Raw genomic sequence first — 16,448 nt, forward strand, 5'->3', positions numbered from 1 at the left:
GCCCGGCGCGAAGGCGGCGCCCGCCGCCCCGATAGCGTCACCGAACCCACCGCGCCCTCGAGCCACAAAACGCCACCGCCACCCCCGGTGCCCTCATCGGCAACGCTCTCGCGTTGCTTCGCGGGTGCGCTCCGCTTACGCCGCGCTACGGGTACATCGCCAACATTGGGTATGGGGGCACGGGCACGGATACCTCCGTAGCGCGGCGTAACGACTGAGCGAGAGCAACGAGCGAAAGAGGCACCCGCGGAGGCGGCGCCAGCCGCCCTGATGGAGCCACCGAACCAAACGCGCCCTTGAATCACAAAATGCCACCACCACCCCCGTCGCCCTCATCGGCAACGCTCTCTGCGTTGCTTCGCGGGTGCGCTCCGCTTACGCCGCGCTACGGTATGTCGCCAACATCACACCAAGGCACAAACCGCACCGATCAACCCATGCAGCCAACCCCAATACGTCACCACGGCAGATCGAGCCACACCAACCCCAAGGCGTCACCACGGCACATCGATGCACCCCCGTAGCGCGGCGTAACGAAAGAGCGAGAGCAACGAGCGAAAGAGGCACCCGCGGAGGCGGCGCCAGCCGCCCTGATGGAGCCACCGAGCCGAACGCGCACTCGAATCACAAAACGCCACCGCCACCCCCGTCGCCCCCATCGGCAACGCTCTCGCGTTGCTTCGCGGGTGCGCTCCGCTTACGCCGCGCTACGGGTGCGGCGCCAACGATGCAAATGGGGTTGCCCGTAGCGGGGTGGGGCGCGTTTTATCCGAGATCTTTCTCCCGCCGTAAGCGGCCGCCGATCACCAGCATGCAGGGGGTGAGCAGTAGGGTGAGGAAGGTGGCGAACGTCAATCCACCGGCGATGGCGCTGGACATTTGTGTCCACCACTGGGCGGAGGGGGCGTTGAACCCGAGCGCGGGGGTGAAGAGGTTGACGTTGACTCCCAGTACCATGGGCATCAGCCCCAGCACGGTGGTGATGGCGGTCAGCAGGACGGGGCGCAGGCGCAGGCAGCCTGCTTCCAGGGCTGCCTGAGGAGGTGGCATGCCGTCGCGGCGCAGCTCGTTGTAGGTATCGATCAAGACGATATTGTTGTTGACCACGATGCCCGCCAGCGCGATCACGCCCATGCCTACCATGACGATGCCAAAGGCCTGGCCGGTGATCAGCAGGCCCATGAGTACGCCCGCCGTGGAGAACACGATGGCGGACAACACCAGCGCGGCCTGGTAATAGCTGTTGAACTGGGTCACCAGAATCAGCGCCATCAATCCTACGGCAATCAGGAAGGCACTGATCAGAAACTGCATCGACTCCTGCTGATCCTCCTGTTCGCCAGCCACATTGACCATCAGGCCATCCGGTAGTTGGCCTTGGCCAGCGGTCAGCAGGGCTCTCAGGCGCTCATCGGCCAGGTAGCCGGGCGCCAGATCCGCTTCCAACGTAATCGCGCGGCGGCCATCGATGCGGTTCAATGTCCCCACCTTGGGCGCCGGGGCGATTTCCACGAAATGAGAAATCGGCACCTGCCCACGGGAGGTGTTGATGGTGAGCCGCTCCAGTTGGTCCAGCGTGCGCCAGTGTTCCGGAAGGCGTACGCGAATATCGACCTCGTCACTCACCGTGGGAGGGCGGTAGCTGGCCACCTGCAGGCCGGTGGTGAGCAGTTGAACCGCGCTGCCAATGGTGGTGATGTCGGTGCCCATGCGGGCGGCGGCCTCACGGTCCACGGTGATCTGCCACTCCACCCCTGGCAGGCTGCGGTTGTCCTGAATATCCACGAAGCCGCCCAGCTCGCGCATCAACCGGGTGAGTTGATCGACCCCCGCATCGGCAACGTCCGGGTCCGTGGCGCTGACTTCCAGCACGATGGGTTTGCCGCCGCCGGGGCCCATTTCCTGCTCGCGGAATTCCAGAGTGATCCCCGGAATATCTGACGTGCGCTCGGCCATGTCCGCCAGAATGGTGCGTGCCGGACGGCGCTGATACCAATCAATGAACTGAAACTGCAGCATGCCGACCACGTCGCTGCCCATCTGCTGGTCGGGCACTGCAAAAGAGCGTGCGTAGAGAGCCTCCACTTCACCCAGGCCTCCCAGACGCTGCTCCACGCGGCGCAAAATGGCGTCGGTTTCCTGAGCGGAAAAATCGCCTCGGGCGCGCACCAGCACCTGGGCGCTATCGGGTTCGACGTTGGGGAAGAAATCCACGCCGTGGTTGAACCGCGCATAGCCGGTATACAGCAGTGCGATCAGCAGCAGGGCGAAGGCCAGCACCCAGCCGGGGTAGCGCAGCAATCGGCTCAGCAAATGGCGGTAGCCTCGGCCCATCGCAGTGCTTTCATCCAGAGGGCCAGTGCCTGCACCGCTGGCCTTGGCGGTACGGGTAAACAGCCGCCCAAGCGTGGGCAGGAAGATGAGCGCCATGACCAGCGAGGCCAGCAGGCACAGAATCACCGTGGCGGGCAGGTACTTCATGAACTGGCCGACGACGCCGGGCCAGAACAGTAGCGGTAGAAACACCGCCAATGTGGTTGCCGTGGAGGCAATCACCGGCCAGCTCATCCGCGACGCGGCGTTCAGCCACGCCTGATGAGCCGTCAGCCCCTCGTGCAGATGGCGGTCGGCAAGCTCGCTGACCACGATGGCACCGTCCACCAGCATGCCCGCCACCAGAATCAGCGCAAACAGCACTACGATATTGAGAGTGAAGCCAAAGGCCCAGACCAGCAGAATGCCGGTCAGGAAAGCCCCTGGAATGGTCAGTCCGACCAGCAGTGCCATACGCCAGCCCATCACGGCGACCACCACGACCAGTACCAGCACCACCGCAGTCAGCACGTTGTTGAGCAGTTCGGAGAGCATGTTCTGCACGGTGACCGACTCGTCCAGGATGGTCGTCACCCGTAGCTGCTCGGGTAACAGCGTTTGCGCCTCCGCAAAGCGGTCCCGCACGGCGTCGATGGTGGCGATGATGTTGGCCCCGGCGCGTTTGGAGATTTCCAGCACCACGGCAGGCTGGCCGTCGATACGCGCAAAGCCTTCGGGCTCTTTGTAGGTGGGGTGAATCCAGGCCACGTCACCGAACGTGACCACTTGCTCGCCCTCTACTTTCACGGGCATGTTCATCACGTCTTCCAGGGCAGCGATGATGCCGGGCACCTTCAGCGCCAGCCTGCCTGCGCCAGTATCCAGGCTGCCGGCGGCCACCAGCCGATTGTTGCGCGAGACCTGGTTGAACAAGGCATCGAAATCGACCCCGTAACTCTCCAGCACCAGCGGGTCCACGACGATTTCCAGCAGGTCTTCACGGTCACCGGCAATGTCCACCTCCAGCACGTCGGCAATGCCTTCGATCTCCTCCTTCAGGCGGCGGGCGATGGCAATGCGTTCGCGGGTGTCCAGCTCCCCTGAAAGGCCGATGCTCAAGACCGGGAACTCCGAGACATTGACCTCCATGACCCTCGGTTCGTCGGCTTCGGTGGGCAGGCTGCTACGCGCAATGTCTACTCGTTCCCGCACGTCGGAAAGCGCCGTGTCCGGATCGAAGCCCGGGTCGAACTCCAGCGTGACGGAGCCATGCCCCTCGCTGGACTGCGCCGTGAACTTGCGCAGCCCGGCAATGCCCCGCAGCTCCTGTTCCATCGGGCGAATCAGCAGCCGTTCGCCATCTTCCGGGCTGACCCCCTCCAGCGAGAGCGAGACATAAATGATCGGGATGGTGACGTCCGGGTTGGCTTCCTTGGGGATCACCTGCCAGGCCGTGAGCCCCGCCAGCAGCAGCCCGACCAGTAGCAGCAGGGTGGTGCGCGTATGGGTCAGCGCGGCATTAATGAGTGATCGCATGACCACCTTCCTGGGCAGGCACGGGGGTGACTTCCTCGCCAGGGCTGACCAGGCCAGCCCCCAATGTAATCAGCGTGACCGGGTCGGGCAGGCCGCTGACATAGGCGCGCTGGGTGTCGGCACTGATCAGCTCCACGGCAGACTGCACCACGCGGTTTTCGGCATCCAGGTGCCGAATGGCCAGCTGGCCCCGCTCATCCAGGCTGAACAGCGCAGGGGAAAGCGTATGCACGGCGCGAGGGGGCAGGGTGATGGTCAGCTCGGCGCTACCGCCTGCCAGCCGCTGGCGCTCGGGGTTGTCGAGGATGACTTCCACATAGAACGTCCGAGTCGCTTCATCGGCACGGCGGCTGATATAGCTCACTTCGCCGGTCAGTTCGCCGCCATTCAACAAGCGGGCCGTCACCGGCAGCCCTTCGCTCAGAGTGCCTACCTGCTGCTGGGACACCCAGGCCTCTCCTTTCAGGCGACGGTCATCGACCAGACGCGCCCACTCTTCTCCGGGCTGCAGCAGGTCGCCGATTTCCACCTGTACTCGGTCCAGCACGCCTTCGAACGGAGCGCTGGGGCGGGTATCGCGTAGCTGCTTCTCCAGTTGAGCCACCTGGGCCGCGCTGGCGCTGAGTGCGCTTTGCAAGCGCAGCAGCTCGGGCTGGGAAATCAGCTCGCGACGGCGCAGGTTCTGGGCCCCCGCGTACTCGGCCTGCGCCAGGGCCAGCTCATCGCGTGCCTGCTGCAGGCGCTCTGGCAGGGCATCGCTCTCCAGTATCAGCAGCGTCTCGCCCGGCTGAACGCGCTCGCCTTGGGTGATGGGGGCTTCCGCCACCAGGCCCGCCACGTTGGCGCGCAACACCGCCTCGCGAGCGGCCGCCAGCTGGCCTTGAACGACCACCTGAGGAATGTAGAGCGTGCTGGGTTGGGTCGAGACCTCCACCCGAGCCAAGGTCTCGCCGTTGCTCTCGCGGTTTTCTACAGGGGCGGACTGAAAACGCTGAAAGTCGCCCAGGGCAAGCCATACCACCAGGGCCAGCACCAGCAGGCTAGCCAGTGCATAAGAGGGGGGGATTCTTCGCATGAGGAGTCACTGTTCCAAATAAAGAGGGGCTCGCAACCCGTCACACCATAGCGCAAGTGCTGCCGCTCAGCGAGTACCAAGCCGCCGCGCGAATGGGTAGTAGTCTCAAGTCTGATTGAGTTTTTAGGCGTGTGGGCATAACATCGGTGCGCGAATCTTTACCAGGCGAACCTTCACTAGGCGAACCATCAAGGAGCAATGATGAAAGATCCAGTACGTATTGCGATTACCGGCGGTGCCGGCCAGATCAGCTACTCTCTTATTTTCCGCATTGCCGCTGGCGACATGCTGGGGCCGGATCAGCCCGTCATTCTCCAGCTTCTCGAAATTCCCCAAGCCATGGGCGCGCTGAACGGCGTGGTCATGGAAGTGAACGACTGTGCGTTCCCGCTGGTGCAAGATATCGTCGCCACCGACGATCCCAACGTGGCGTTCAAGGATGCCGACTTCGCTCTGCTGGTAGGTGCTCGTCCGCGTGGCCCCGGCATGGAGCGTAAAGACCTGCTGGAAGCCAACGCCGCCATCTTCTCCGTACAAGGTAAAGCGCTGAACGACCACGCCAGCCGCGACGTGAAAGTGCTGGTCGTCGGCAACCCGGCCAACACCAACGCGCTGATCGCCTCCTGCAACGCGCCGGACCTGGACGCTGGCCAGTTCACCGCCATGACCCGTCTGGACCACAACCGCGCCCTGACGCAGCTGGCACAGAAGACCGGCAAGCACGTCACCGACGTCGAAAACATGATCATCTGGGGCAACCACAGTGCCACCCAGTACCCGGACCTGGCCCAGTGCAAGGTAGACGGCAAAGCCGCTTTCGATCTGGTCGAGCGCGACTGGTACGAAAACGACTTCATCCCGACCGTACAGCAGCGCGGTGCCGCCATCATCAAGGCGCGCGGCGCCTCGTCTGCCGCCTCTGCTGCGTCTTCCGCCATCGACCACATGCGTGATTGGGCGCTGGGCTGCGACGGTATCGTCAGCATGGCCATCCCCTCCGACGGCAGCTACGGCATCGCCGAAGGCATCATCTACTCCTACCCGGTGCGCTGCCAGGGTGGCAAGTACGAAATCGTACAAGGTTTCGAACTCGATGCGTTCAGCAAAGAGAAGATGCAGGCCACGGAAAAAGAACTGCGTGAAGAGCGCGCTGCCGTCGAGCACCTGCTCGGCTAAGCACGCCGTTTGGCACCCGCCAACCGCACCCACCCCGCAAGCCATGCTTGCGGGGTTTTTTATTTTCTCGGCTTGATGAGCCAGGCAGCCCCAGGCCCATCTGTGGAAGGCCAATTTCATTGGGCGACTGCCTGAATGGGCTGGGAGCCTGAATCATCGCGGGCTGAAGCCCCCTCCCACACGTACCATTACAGCAACGCGAAAGCGTTGCCGATGGGGGCGCTGGGGGTGGCGGTGGCTTCATCGGGGCGGCTGGCGCCGCCCTTCGCGGGTGCCTCATTCGCTCGTTGCTCTCGCTCAATCGTTACGCCGCGCTACGGGGGGCTCGATTGCCGTGGTGATGTATTCGGGTTGGTGTTGGCGATGTGATAGGGGTGGTTTATACGTTGGGGTGATGTGGGCGCATACCGTAGCGCGGCGTAAGCGGAGCGCACCCGCGAAGCAACGCGAGAGCGTTGCCGATGAGGGCGCCGGGGGTGGCGGTGGCGTTTTGCGGTTCGAGGGCGTGTTGGGTTCGATGGCTTCATCGGGGCGGCTGGCGCCGCCCTTCGCGGGTGCCTCTTTCGCTCGTTGCTCTCGCTCAATCGTTACGCCGCGCTACGTGGGTGCCTCGATTCACCGTGGTGACGTATTCGGGTTGGTGTTGGCGGTGTGATCGGGGGGTTATGCGTTGGTGTGATGTAGGCGCATACCGTAGCGCGGCGTAAGCGGAGCGCACCCGCGAAGCAACGCGATGAGCGTTGCCGATGAGGGCGACGAGGGTGGTGGTGGCATATTGTCGTTCGGTGGCTTCATCTCTGTGGGAGGCCAATTTCATTGGGCGACTGCCTGAATAGGCTGGGAGCTTGAATCATCGCGGGCTGAAGCCCCCTCCCACGCACTATTACAGCAACGCAGAGCGTTGCCGATGAGGGCGACGAGGGTGGCGGTGGCGTTTTGTGGTTCGAAGGCGCGTTTGGTTCGGTGGTGCCATCAGGGCGGCTGGCGCCGCCTCCGCGGGTGCCTCTTTCGCTCGTTGCTCTCGCTCAATCGTTACGCCGCGCTACGGGTTTGCCTCGATTTGTCTTGGAGACGTATTGGGGTTGGTGTTGGCGGTGTGATCGGGGTGGTTTATGCGTTGATGTGATGTGGGCGCATACCGTAGCGCGGCGTAAGCGGAGCGCACCCGCGAAGCAACGCGAGAGCGTTGCCGATGAGGGCGACGAGGGTGGTGGTGGCATATTGTCGTTCGGTGGCTTCATCTCTGTGGGAGGCCAATTTCATTGGGCGACTGCCTGAGTGTCCGCCCATATCAAGCTAGGTGCTTGAATCATCGCGAGCTAAAGCTCCCTCCCACAAGAAGCGCCCACTAACAGCAGGGCTTCTTGACCAGTGGGAGGCCAATTTCATTGGGCGACTGCCTGAATAGGCTGGGAGCTTGAATCATCGCGGGCTGAAGCCCCCTCCCACACACCACTACAGCGGCTTGATGAGCCGGGCAGCCACCCAAGCATAGTGGTGGTGGCGTCAGCAGATTTCCATGCGGTTGCGGCCGCGGCGCTTGGCTTCGTAGAGGGCTTGGTCGCTTTGGGCGAGGAGGCTGGACAGGTCTTGGGTGGGCTGGGTGAGGCGTGTGACGCCCAGGCTCAAGGAGACGGGGGCGGGGGTGAGGTAGGTGTGCGAGGCGACGGTGTGGAAGCGTTGGCGTAATTGCTGGCCGATGTGTAGCAATTCATCGTCGTTCACGTCTTTCAATAGAAAAACGAACTCATCGCCACCCAGGCGGGCCAGCAGCGCGTCCGAGGGGAGTGTTTGACGGGCAATGTCGGCCAGGGCGAGCAGCAGGTGGTCTCCCGCTGCGTGCCCATAGAGATCGTTGATCTGCTTGAAGTTGTCCAGGTCCAGCAGCAGTAGCGCCCCTGGTTGGCTGGGGGAGATACGCTTGAGTACGCGCGGCGCCTGGGCTTCGAAACCACGACGGTTGAGCAGCGAGGTCAGGGCGTCGCGTTCGGCGAGGTGGGTAATGTGCCGCTCCCGCTGATAGCGCACGGTGCCCGTCATCGAGAGCGCAATCAACAGGATGGCCATGGAGCCTTCCACCAGCGAAATACGAATGATGGCACCTTGAAAAGCCATCAGATTAACCAGCGTGTTGGGGGCCAGCGGTAGCAGCCCTTTGGCCACATAGAACAGGCCATGGATCATCAGTACATAGTGCAGTTGGCGCGTGCCGAGCGTGGCGGCGTCGGATTCCAGCTTGAGCGCCCAGCTGGCGCGCAAGGCCAGCAGTCCTACCAGCAGGGAGTTGAGCGATAGGTAGAGCTTGGAGCTGGTCAAGGGCTCGGGGAGCAGCAGCAGCCCGCACCAGATGACGACCAGCAGCCACCAGGCGCGGCTGGGGCGTTGACCCACGAAACGCAGCACGCCCAGCAAGAACAGCCAGTGAGCCAGGATCAGCAGGCCATTGGCGAACCAAACGCCTACCAGAAAGAAACCGTTGGCGCGTAGCAGAGAAAGGCTGGAACCCACCGTCACCGTGGCGAACCCCGCTGCCCATAGTAGCAGGGCTTGTTCGCGGGCACCGCGCCACTCCATCAACAGGTACAGCGCCGCAGCGGCGGCGATGGCAATGGTCAGCGTCAGCAGGGTAGGTGGGTCGAACGCCATTAATCCCGTAAGCTCATGATGCGCCAATGGCGCGCCTCGGCCACTTGGCGAAGAGTATCGTCAGGGTCTACGGCAACGGGGTTGTCGACCACTTCCAGCAGCGGCAGGTCGTTATGGGAGTCGCTGTAGAACCACGCGTCATCGAGGGTGCAATCCTGGTCTTCCAGCCACGCTTCCAAACGGGCGACCTTGCCTTCCCGGAAGCTGGGCACCCCGGCCACACGTCCGGTGTAGCGGCCATCGACCATCTCGGGGTCGACGGCAATCAGGTCATCCACGCCCAGCCGCTCGGCAATCGGGCCAGTGATGAAGCGGTTGGTGGCGGTGATGATCAGCAGCGTATCGCCCTTGGTGCGGTGGCGGGCCAGCAGCTCTTCGGCCTTGGGCAGAATATGCGGCTCGATCTTGCTAATCATAAACTGTTGGTGCCAGGCAGCAAGCTGTTCCGGGCTGTTGTCAGCCAACGGTTTCAGCGCCAGCGCCAGAAACGCCATCATGTCCAGCGTACCGGCGTTGTAATCGGCCAGGAAGCGCTCATTGGCCTCGCGGTAGGCCACCGGGTCCACGGCTCCTTGCTCTACCAGGAACTCCCCCCAGGCATGATCGCTATCGATGGATAGCAGCGTATTATCCAGGTCGAAAATGGCCAGACTCACGGCGCTCCCCTTGATGGTTGATGTTGGTGAGATGTGCGCGACACAAAGCGCCGGATTATCGCAGAGTCGCCTGGCTTTCACCACTTGGCGTTATATTGTATTGATACGGTTGACTCCCTTGTGGAAAAATGGGGACAACTGAAAATTTATGAAGGTGATGTCCGTGATCGACGCTGACGGCTTTCGCCCCAATGTTGGCATCATTATTGCCAATAGCCAGGGGCAACTGCTTTGGGCGCGTCGTGTAGGACAAAATGCGTGGCAATTCCCCCAGGGAGGCATCAAGGCAAGCGAGACTCCACAACAAGCACTTTTTCGTGAGCTTCACGAAGAAATCGGCCTGACCGCCGACGATGTTGACATTGTCGCCTGCACCCGGGGCTGGCTGCGCTACCGTCTGCCACGACGCATGATTCGTACCCACTCAAGGCCAGTCTGCATCGGCCAAAAACAGAAGTGGTTTTTACTGCAAATTCGCTGCCAGGAAAACCGGATTTGCATGACGGCGACACCCAAGCCGGAATTCGATGGTTGGCGATGGGTGAGCTACTGGTACCCGCTGGGTCAAGTGGTGCCCTTTAAAAGAGAGGTTTATCGACGCGCGTTACGAGAGCTGTCTCCCCGCGTTCAACGGTTGGCACAAGATAATGAAGGATGACGTGCGCGTCACTGCTGGAAGTCGGCAGTGGGCTATAGCCGGACACTTCCTCAGCGAGGCAAACAACAGTGAATAGTAAAATGTCGATGCTTGAGGTGCTACGACGCGTGATTCAGGAAGTGAATGGCGCGCGCAACCTCGATGCCGCGCTGTCCACCATGGTACGTCGTATCCGCAAGGCCATGCAGACGGACGTCTGCTCGTTCTACCTGTATGACAAAGAGCTGGAGTCGCTGGTGCTGATGGAAACCATCGGCCTGCGCACTCAGGCCGTGGGGCGAGTCATTCTGCCACTGGGCGAGGGCCTGGTGGGGTTGGTAGCCAAGCGCAGTGAGCCTCTCAACCTGGAAGATGCGCAGTCGCACTCGCACTTCCGCTATTTCGAGGCCACCGGGGAGGAGCGCTACTGCAGCTTTCTCGGCGTGCCGATCATCCACCAGCGTCACATGCTGGGCGTGCTGGTAGTGCAGCAGGCGGAAAAACGCCGCTACGATGACGAAGACGAAGCCTTTCTGGTCACCATGGCAGCCCAGTTGGCCGGCGTGCTGGCCCATGCCCTGGCCACGGGCCACCTGACCCGCCCTGCGCTGCCCGGCGGCCAGGCCATGTTCAAGGGCGTGGCCGCTTCGCCCGGGATGGCCATGGGCGAAGCGGTGGTCATTACTCCGCCCGCTGACCTCAACAGCGTGCCAGACCTGATTCCCAGCGATCAGGAGTACGAAATCGCCCGTCTCAAGGAAGCCATCGGCAAGACCCGCGACGAGATCCGCGCGGCGGCCGAGCGGCTGGTCAACCGTATCTCTTCCCAGGAGCTGGCGCTGTTCGATGTCTACCAGCAGATGCTGGGCGAGGCGGCGCTTTCGGAAGAGGTCGAAAAACGCATCCGCGAAGGGCAGTGGGCGCCAGGGGCGTTGGCCGATGTGGTGCGCCGTCACGTGCAATACCTGGAGCGGGTCGATGACGACTACCTGCGCGAGCGGGCGGCGGACATCCGCGACCTGGGCCGCCGCGTGCTGGCGCATCTTCAGGAAGACACGCCCGCTACCCCGGAAACCTACCCGGACGACGCCATTCTGGTGGGTGATGAAATCAGCGTGGCCATGCTGGGCGAAGTGCCCCGTGACAAGCTCAAGGGGCTGGTCTCGGTGCGTGGTTCCAGCACCTCGCATGTGGCCATCGTCGCCCGCGCCATGGGTATCCCCACCGTGCTGGGCATGATGGACTTGCCGCTGCCCCGCCTCAACGGCGCCCCCGTGGTGCTGGACGGCCACCGTGGGCGGCTGTTCGTACGGCCCATGGCCGAGCTCAAAGCCCGCTATGCCAGCCTGATTGCCGAAGAGAAAGTGCTCAGTGAGGTGTTGGCCCACGAGCAGGACCTGCCCAGCGAAACCCCGGATGGCCACGGCATCCCGCTGATGGTGAACACCGGCCTGGCGGTGGATGCGTCTGCCATGCTGAAAAGCCGGATTGGCGGGGTAGGGCTCTATCGCACCGAAGTGCCGTTCATGATCACCGAGCGCTTCCCCGGCGAGAAAGAGCAGATGCGCATGTACCGGGAGCAATTGGCAGGCTTTGCGCCGCTGCCGGTGGTCATGCGCACGCTGGATATCGGCGGCGACAAGGATTTGCCCTACTTCCCCATCGAAGAGGCCAACCCGTTCCTGGGCTGGCGCGGCATGCGCGTCACCCTCGACCACCCCGAAGTCCTGATGGTGCAGCTGCGCGCCATGCTCAAGGCCTCTCAGGATCTGAACAACCTCCACGTTCTGTTCCCGATGATCACCAACGTCGAGGAAGTGGACGAAGCGATTCGTCTGCTCGACCGCGCCATCATCGAGCTGGGCGAAGAGGGCATCCAGGTGGCGCGGCCCAGCGTCGGGGTCATGATCGAAGTGCCCGCCACCATCTATCAGATGGATGCGCTGGCCAAGCGGGTGGACTTCTTCTCGGTGGGCAGTAACGATCTCACCCAGTACCTGCTGGCGGTAGACCGCAACAATGCGCGGGTATCCAGCTTGTACGATGCCCTGCATCCGGCACTGCTGGGTGCGCTGGTCGAGCTATCCCAGGATGCCAAGCGGCTGAACAAACCCATTTCGCTGTGTGGTGAACTGGCAGGAGACCCCGCAGGGGCGCTGCTGCTGATGGCCATGGGGTTCAACAGCCTCTCCATGAACGCTCCCAGCCTGCCCAAGGTGCGTGCGGCCATTCGGCGTGTCACCCTGGCCGATGCGCAAACGCTGCTCAAGGAGATCATGCAGCTGGATACGCCTTCCCAGGTGCATGCCCATCTCAACCAGCGCTTCGACGAGTGGCAGCTTTCCCACCTGCTTCCCCCCAGGGATTAATCCCCCTGCGGGCGGGCGTTGCCAACGTGGTCTCACCCTGAAAACGGCCGAGCGGCCCAAAGCGCTGCTCGGTCAGGGTGACGTCTCCTTGCTCGCTCAGTGACAGCCATGTCGTGGCCCGCGTGCCGTAGGCCTCCCCCAGAATGAACGCAGCAGAGAGCTGACGTTCCAGCGTCAGCCCCACGCCGGTATCGGGTAGCGTGGCATCCTCCGCTAGGCTGGCATCGCGAAGCGCCTGGCGAGTTGCTCGGCGCCAGAGCGTCGTCTCATGCTGGCTCAGCGCGTGGCGCACCGCCTGGAGCTTGGGCCACGCAGTGTTCAGGCTGGCGTTGGATAGCCCGTGAACCCCCTCGGCCACCTCCGTCAGCGTCACATCAATGCGCCCACGGTGCAGGTGCCAGCAGTGGGTGGGCGTCGCCACCAGCAGATTGAAGCCGGCATAACGGGCTGCGCCGTGCTCGGCCATCTGCCTCAGCCACTTGGCCGGGTTCTCACTGGCCAGCACGTTGGCGACCAGCTCGCCCCGGCTGGGCGGGTGAGCAGGGGGCGACAGCCGCGTATCCCGCACGTTGGTCAGCGCAGCCACCACCCCTTGCCGATTGGCCGCCAGCCAGGTGCCCCCGGCCTCCAGGTCGCGGCCGCCCAGCAGCGGCTTGTCGTCCCAGTGGGCCAGTGGTGCCGTGGGACGGGCATGAAATTCATCCCGATTACCGGCCAAACGCAGTGGGAAACGACTCCCAGGGCGCCATGAAAAGGTGATCAAACACATAAACGACCCCTGTTGGTCACGAAATCCGACTCCTTGCGGTGTGCTGCATGACAGCATCCAAGAGTGGACGTACACTTAGCTTAAAAGCTAAAGCAATAAGGCGGTTCACCTGCCGCGACAGAGCCTCATATCAACGAGGAAGACGCACACTATGCAACGTGATCAGCGAGAGCACTTCTGGAACGCCATCATCTGGCCCGTTCTGTGGCCGCTGCTGTTAGTGCAAGCCGCACTCGTACTGCTCTGCCTGTTGATGGGAGTGGTGATCTGGGTGATGTCGCCAGGCCAGGCCTCCTGGTCGACCACGTTATGGCTTACCCTGGCCCTGTTGCTGGGCAGTTGCATGAATGTAGGCGCTTTCTTGATGTTAATCAAAGCCCGGGCCAGATATAAGGATGCCCGTTTCATGCAGTGCCTGGTCGAGCTGGAGTGCCGTGTCGCCTCCTTGGGGCAGAAGGTCGCTCCCAGCCAGCCATGGGCGGCGGAAGAAGACACTCACCAGCGTCCCCTCAAGCGTCTTACCCATGTCAACGATCGGCTGGCCGCCATGCTGGAACAGCTGGAAAAAATACCCACGGTGACGCAAGAGAGCGCGGGCCGGGCCGACCAGGCGCTGCTCGAAGACCTGCATCACCAGCAGAAGCAGCTGAAGCACCTGATGGCAGGCAGGGAGCGGGCGCGGGAAGAGTCGCGGCTGAAGTCAGGCTACCTGACCTTGATGCAGCGTGAAGCCGACAGCCTGTTCGAACACCTGGGCAGCATGATCAAGGAAGACACTACCGAGGCATGTCGCCAGAACGTCACCCATGTGCGCGAGCGGCTGGCCGACATACGCTCGCTGCTGGCCAATTTCGTGCAGCAGAGCGTCAACGAAGCCACCACCTACGACGTGCTGGAAACCGAAGGGTATCAGCCCCGTGTGCTGGTCGTGGATGACGGCCCCGTCAACCTGATGCTGGCACGGCAAATGCTGGAATCTCAAGGGCTTCAGGTAGAAGGTGTCAGCAGTGGCGAGCAGGCGCTGGAGCGGCAACAGTCCACTTTTTACGATCTCGTGTTCATGGACATCTTCATGCCCACGCTGGATGGCCTGGAAACTACCCGCCGCTGGCGACAGTTCGAGCGGCATAACCCCGCCCATCGCAGTATCATCATTGCCCTCACCGCGAACGTCGACAACGCCGGGCGAGGCACCTGCGAAACGGCAGGCATGGATGATATCCTAGCCAAGCCCTATCAACCCGAAACGCTGCAACGCATGCTCAAAAAATGGCTGCCTGACGCTTTGGAGAAGCCCGCACAATGACATTTGCCGCCATTTTGGCCAGTTATCTCGTACTCGGTGCCGCCGCAGGCACCATGGCAGGACTGTTTGGCGTAGGGGGCGGCATCATCATCGTACCGGTGCTGGTGTTCGCTTTTGGCCTGCAAGGCATCGCGCCAGAAATCACCATGCATCTGGCAGTGGGCACGTCGCTGGCCACCATCGTGGTCACCGGAGCCTCTTCGGCCCTTGGCCACGTGCGTCGCGGCAGCGTACACCGCCCCTGGTTCATGGCGCTGTTGCCGGGGCTCATGCTCGGCGCGATTGCCGGGGTCTTCATTGCAGGGAATCTCTCAGGCACCGTGCTGGGCACACTGTTCGGCGTGTTCGTGCTGCTGCTGGCCGCCAAGATGGTCATTGGCTTGAATCCCAAGCCGGGCAGCGTTGCGCCCGGTAAAGTGGCGATGTCGGTGGCCGGAGGTGTCGTGGGCGCCATTTCGGCACTGTTCGGTATTGGCGGCGGGGCCATGACGGTGCCCTGGCTGTCTCGCTCCGGTGCCACCATGACCCAGGCCGTGGGCACCTCCGCCGCCTGCGGCCTGCCCATTGCCGTCGTGGGTGCCATCACCTTCATCATCGTCGGCTGGGGCAACCCTCTGTTGCCGCCGTGGGCCACCGGCTTCGTCATGTGGCCCGCGTTTATCGGCATCGTCGTCACCAGCGTTCCCTTTGCACGGCTAGGGGTGCGGCTGGCGCACGTGTTGCCTGCCCACGTGCTGCGCTATGGTTTTGCCCTGCTGCTCACGGTGGTGGGGCTGCGCTTCATCCTGGCGTAATCGCCACCCGGCATGCTGTCACTTCTTTTGTTCACGTAGAGAAACGGAATGATCAATTACCCCACGATAGACCCCGTCGCGATTTCGCTCGGCCCCCTGCAAGTACACTGGTACGGTTTGATGTACGTGGTCGGTTTCGTTGCTGCCTGGTGGCTGGGCTGCCGCCGTGCTGCGCGGATCGGGCTCACCAAGGATGATATCAGCGACCTGCTGTTCTACTGCGCCATCGGCGTCGTGGCCGGTGGGCGCTTGGGCTATGCGCTATTTTACGGCCTGGGGCAGTGGTCTGCCGACCCGCTGTGGATCTTCCGCGTCTGGGATGGCGGCATGAGCTTCCACGGCGGACTGATCGGCGTACTGCTGGCGGCCTTGCTATTCGCCCGGCGCAAGCAGCTGGCCTTCTTCACCCTCACCGACTTCATCGCCCCGCTCGTGCCCATCGGCCTCGGGGCAGGGCGCATCGGCAACTTCATCAACCACGAACTGCCCGGCCGCGTGACCTCGCTTCCCTGGGGCATGCCCTTTCCCGGCATGGGCCCAGAGCCGCGTCACCCCTCGGCACTCTACGAAGCCGTATTGGAAGGCGCCGTGCTGTTCGTCATCCTCTGGTGGGTCTCGGCCAAGCCTCGCGCGCGCGGGTTCGTCTCCGGCCTGTTCCTGCTGGGCTACGGCGTCTTCCGCTTCATGGTCGAATTCGTCCGCATGCCCGACGCCCACATCGGCTACCTCGCCTTTGGCTGGTTCACCATGGGCATGCTCCTCACCCTACCCATGATTATTCTCGGACTCCTCCTGATGCTCTGGTCAAAAGGCAAGCCCATCGACGCCAAGGTATAGAAAGCAGTACACCCCGTAGCGCGGCGTAAGCGGAGCGCACCCGCGAAGCAACGCGAAAGCGTTGCCGATGAGGGCGCGGTGGGCGGCGGTGGCGTTTTCCCGTTTGGTGGCGTAATCGGGGCGGCTGGCGCCGCCTTCGCGGGTGCCTCCATCGCTCGTTGCTCTCGCTCTGTCGTTACGCCGCGCTACGTGAGGCATAGGCATGCCCACATCGGGCGGCATATGCACATGCGGTTGCACGACATCGGCGTTGGCGATATCCCCGTAGCGCGGCGTAAGCGGAGCGCACCCGCGAAGCAACGCGAAAGCGTTGCCGATGAGGGCACGGTGGGCG

12 protein-coding genes are annotated in these 16,448 nt (G+C 62.9%); 6 read left to right on the forward strand and 6 right to left on the reverse strand.

Features of this window, described 5'->3' with window-relative positions:
• Positions 1-765: 765 nt before the first annotated feature.
• On the reverse strand, positions 766-3,849 hold the full coding sequence (locus FEU76_RS03195; protein ID WP_144980235.1) for an efflux RND transporter permease subunit: 3,084 nt from the start codon (positions 3,847-3,849) through the stop codon (positions 766-768).
• Positions 3,833-4,924 (reverse strand): efflux RND transporter periplasmic adaptor subunit, encoded by a 1,092-nt coding sequence (locus FEU76_RS03200; protein ID WP_144980238.1) that lies wholly within the window; start codon positions 4,922-4,924, stop codon positions 3,833-3,835. The genes FEU76_RS03195 and FEU76_RS03200 overlap by 17 nt, the downstream gene beginning before the upstream one ends.
• Before the next feature lie 201 nt (positions 4,925-5,125).
• Between FEU76_RS03200 and FEU76_RS03205 the strand changes: the two genes are divergently transcribed.
• Positions 5,126-6,100 carry a malate dehydrogenase gene (locus FEU76_RS03205; RefSeq protein ID WP_039183870.1) on the forward strand — a complete coding sequence of 325 codons (975 nt, stop codon included), beginning with the start codon at positions 5,126-5,128 and terminating at the stop codon, positions 6,098-6,100.
• 1,506 nt (positions 6,101-7,606) lie between these two features.
• On the opposite strand, the gene FEU76_RS03210 is transcribed toward FEU76_RS03205, so the two are convergent.
• A complete protein-coding gene (locus tag FEU76_RS03210) occupies positions 7,607-8,746 on the reverse strand; it encodes a GGDEF domain-containing protein (RefSeq protein ID WP_144980241.1) in 1,140 nt (379 codons plus the stop codon).
• Positions 8,746-9,402 carry a histidinol-phosphatase gene (locus FEU76_RS03215; RefSeq protein ID WP_039183127.1) on the reverse strand — a complete coding sequence of 219 codons (657 nt, stop codon included), beginning with the start codon at positions 9,400-9,402 and terminating at the stop codon, positions 8,746-8,748. Before FEU76_RS03215 ends, FEU76_RS03210 begins: the two co-directional genes overlap by 1 nt.
• A 163-nt stretch (positions 9,403-9,565) precedes the next feature.
• Between FEU76_RS03215 and FEU76_RS03220 the strand changes: the two genes are divergently transcribed.
• Both FEU76_RS03220 and ptsP read left to right on the forward strand, forming a co-directional pair.
• Positions 9,566-10,060 carry an RNA pyrophosphohydrolase gene (locus FEU76_RS03220; protein WP_039183147.1) on the forward strand — a complete coding sequence of 165 codons (495 nt, stop codon included), beginning with the start codon at positions 9,566-9,568 and terminating at the stop codon, positions 10,058-10,060.
• An 86-nt stretch (positions 10,061-10,146) separates the two neighbouring features.
• The gene (gene ptsP, locus FEU76_RS03225; RefSeq protein ID WP_144980326.1) at positions 10,147-12,408 is read left to right on the forward strand and encodes a phosphoenolpyruvate--protein phosphotransferase; all 2,262 of its coding nucleotides are present in this window, start codon (positions 10,147-10,149) and stop codon (positions 12,406-12,408) included.
• Here ptsP and FEU76_RS03230 read toward each other — a convergent pair.
• Positions 12,353-13,177 (reverse strand): NRDE family protein, encoded by an 825-nt coding sequence (locus tag FEU76_RS03230; protein ID WP_144980244.1) that lies wholly within the window; start codon positions 13,175-13,177, stop codon positions 12,353-12,355. The genes ptsP and FEU76_RS03230 overlap by 56 nt on opposite strands.
• Before the next feature lie 151 nt (positions 13,178-13,328).
• On the opposite strand from FEU76_RS03230, the gene FEU76_RS03235 reads away from it, so the two are divergent.
• From FEU76_RS03235 to lgt, 3 genes are read left to right on the forward strand one after another with little or no spacing between them, the layout of a single operon-like run.
• Positions 13,329-14,483: a response regulator gene (locus FEU76_RS03235; protein WP_144980246.1), complete on the forward strand. Its 1,155-nt coding sequence runs from the start codon at positions 13,329-13,331 to the stop codon at positions 14,481-14,483.
• The gene (locus tag FEU76_RS03240) at positions 14,480-15,277 is read left to right on the forward strand and encodes a sulfite exporter TauE/SafE family protein (RefSeq protein WP_144980249.1); all 798 of its coding nucleotides are present in this window, start codon (positions 14,480-14,482) and stop codon (positions 15,275-15,277) included. The genes FEU76_RS03235 and FEU76_RS03240 overlap by 4 nt, the downstream gene beginning before the upstream one ends.
• Positions 15,278-15,325: 48 nt before the next feature.
• On the forward strand, positions 15,326-16,114 hold the full coding sequence (lgt, locus tag FEU76_RS03245; RefSeq protein WP_039183113.1) for a prolipoprotein diacylglyceryl transferase: 789 nt from the start codon (positions 15,326-15,328) through the stop codon (positions 16,112-16,114).
• Here the strand turns inward: lgt and FEU76_RS18640 are convergent.
• Positions 16,082-16,448: hypothetical protein (locus tag FEU76_RS18640; RefSeq protein ID WP_222114773.1), on the reverse strand; the 367-nt coding region annotated here is incomplete at its 5' end. The genes lgt and FEU76_RS18640 overlap by 33 nt on opposite strands.

It is taken from the genome of Halomonas sp. C22 (assembly GCF_007655045.1).
In the GTDB taxonomy this organism is placed as follows: Bacteria; Pseudomonadota; Gammaproteobacteria; order Pseudomonadales; family Halomonadaceae; genus Vreelandella; species Vreelandella hamiltonii.

Bases quoted from the DNA above. Each gene is read 5' to 3' on its own strand.
- FEU76_RS03230 (WP_144980244.1), bottom strand. From the start codon at position 13,177: ATGTGTTTGATCACCTTTTCATGGCGCCCTGGGAGTCGTTTCCCACTG.
- FEU76_RS03235 (WP_144980246.1), top strand. From the start codon at position 13,329: ATGCAACGTGATCAGCGAGAGCACTTCTGGAACGCCATCATCTGGCCC.
- ptsP (WP_144980326.1), top strand. From the start codon at position 10,147: ATGCTTGAGGTGCTACGACGCGTGATTCAGGAAGTGAATGGCGCGCGC.
- FEU76_RS03205 (WP_039183870.1), top strand. From the start codon at position 5,126: ATGAAAGATCCAGTACGTATTGCGATTACCGGCGGTGCCGGCCAGATC.
- FEU76_RS03210 (WP_144980241.1), bottom strand. From the start codon at position 8,746: ATGGCGTTCGACCCACCTACCCTGCTGACGCTGACCATTGCCATCGCC.
- FEU76_RS03195 (WP_144980235.1), bottom strand. From the start codon at position 3,849: ATGCGATCACTCATTAATGCCGCGCTGACCCATACGCGCACCACCCTG.
- lgt (WP_039183113.1), top strand. From the start codon at position 15,326: ATGATCAATTACCCCACGATAGACCCCGTCGCGATTTCGCTCGGCCCC.
- FEU76_RS03240 (WP_144980249.1), top strand. From the start codon at position 14,480: ATGACATTTGCCGCCATTTTGGCCAGTTATCTCGTACTCGGTGCCGCC.
- FEU76_RS03200 (WP_144980238.1), bottom strand. From the start codon at position 4,924: ATGCGAAGAATCCCCCCCTCTTATGCACTGGCTAGCCTGCTGGTGCTG.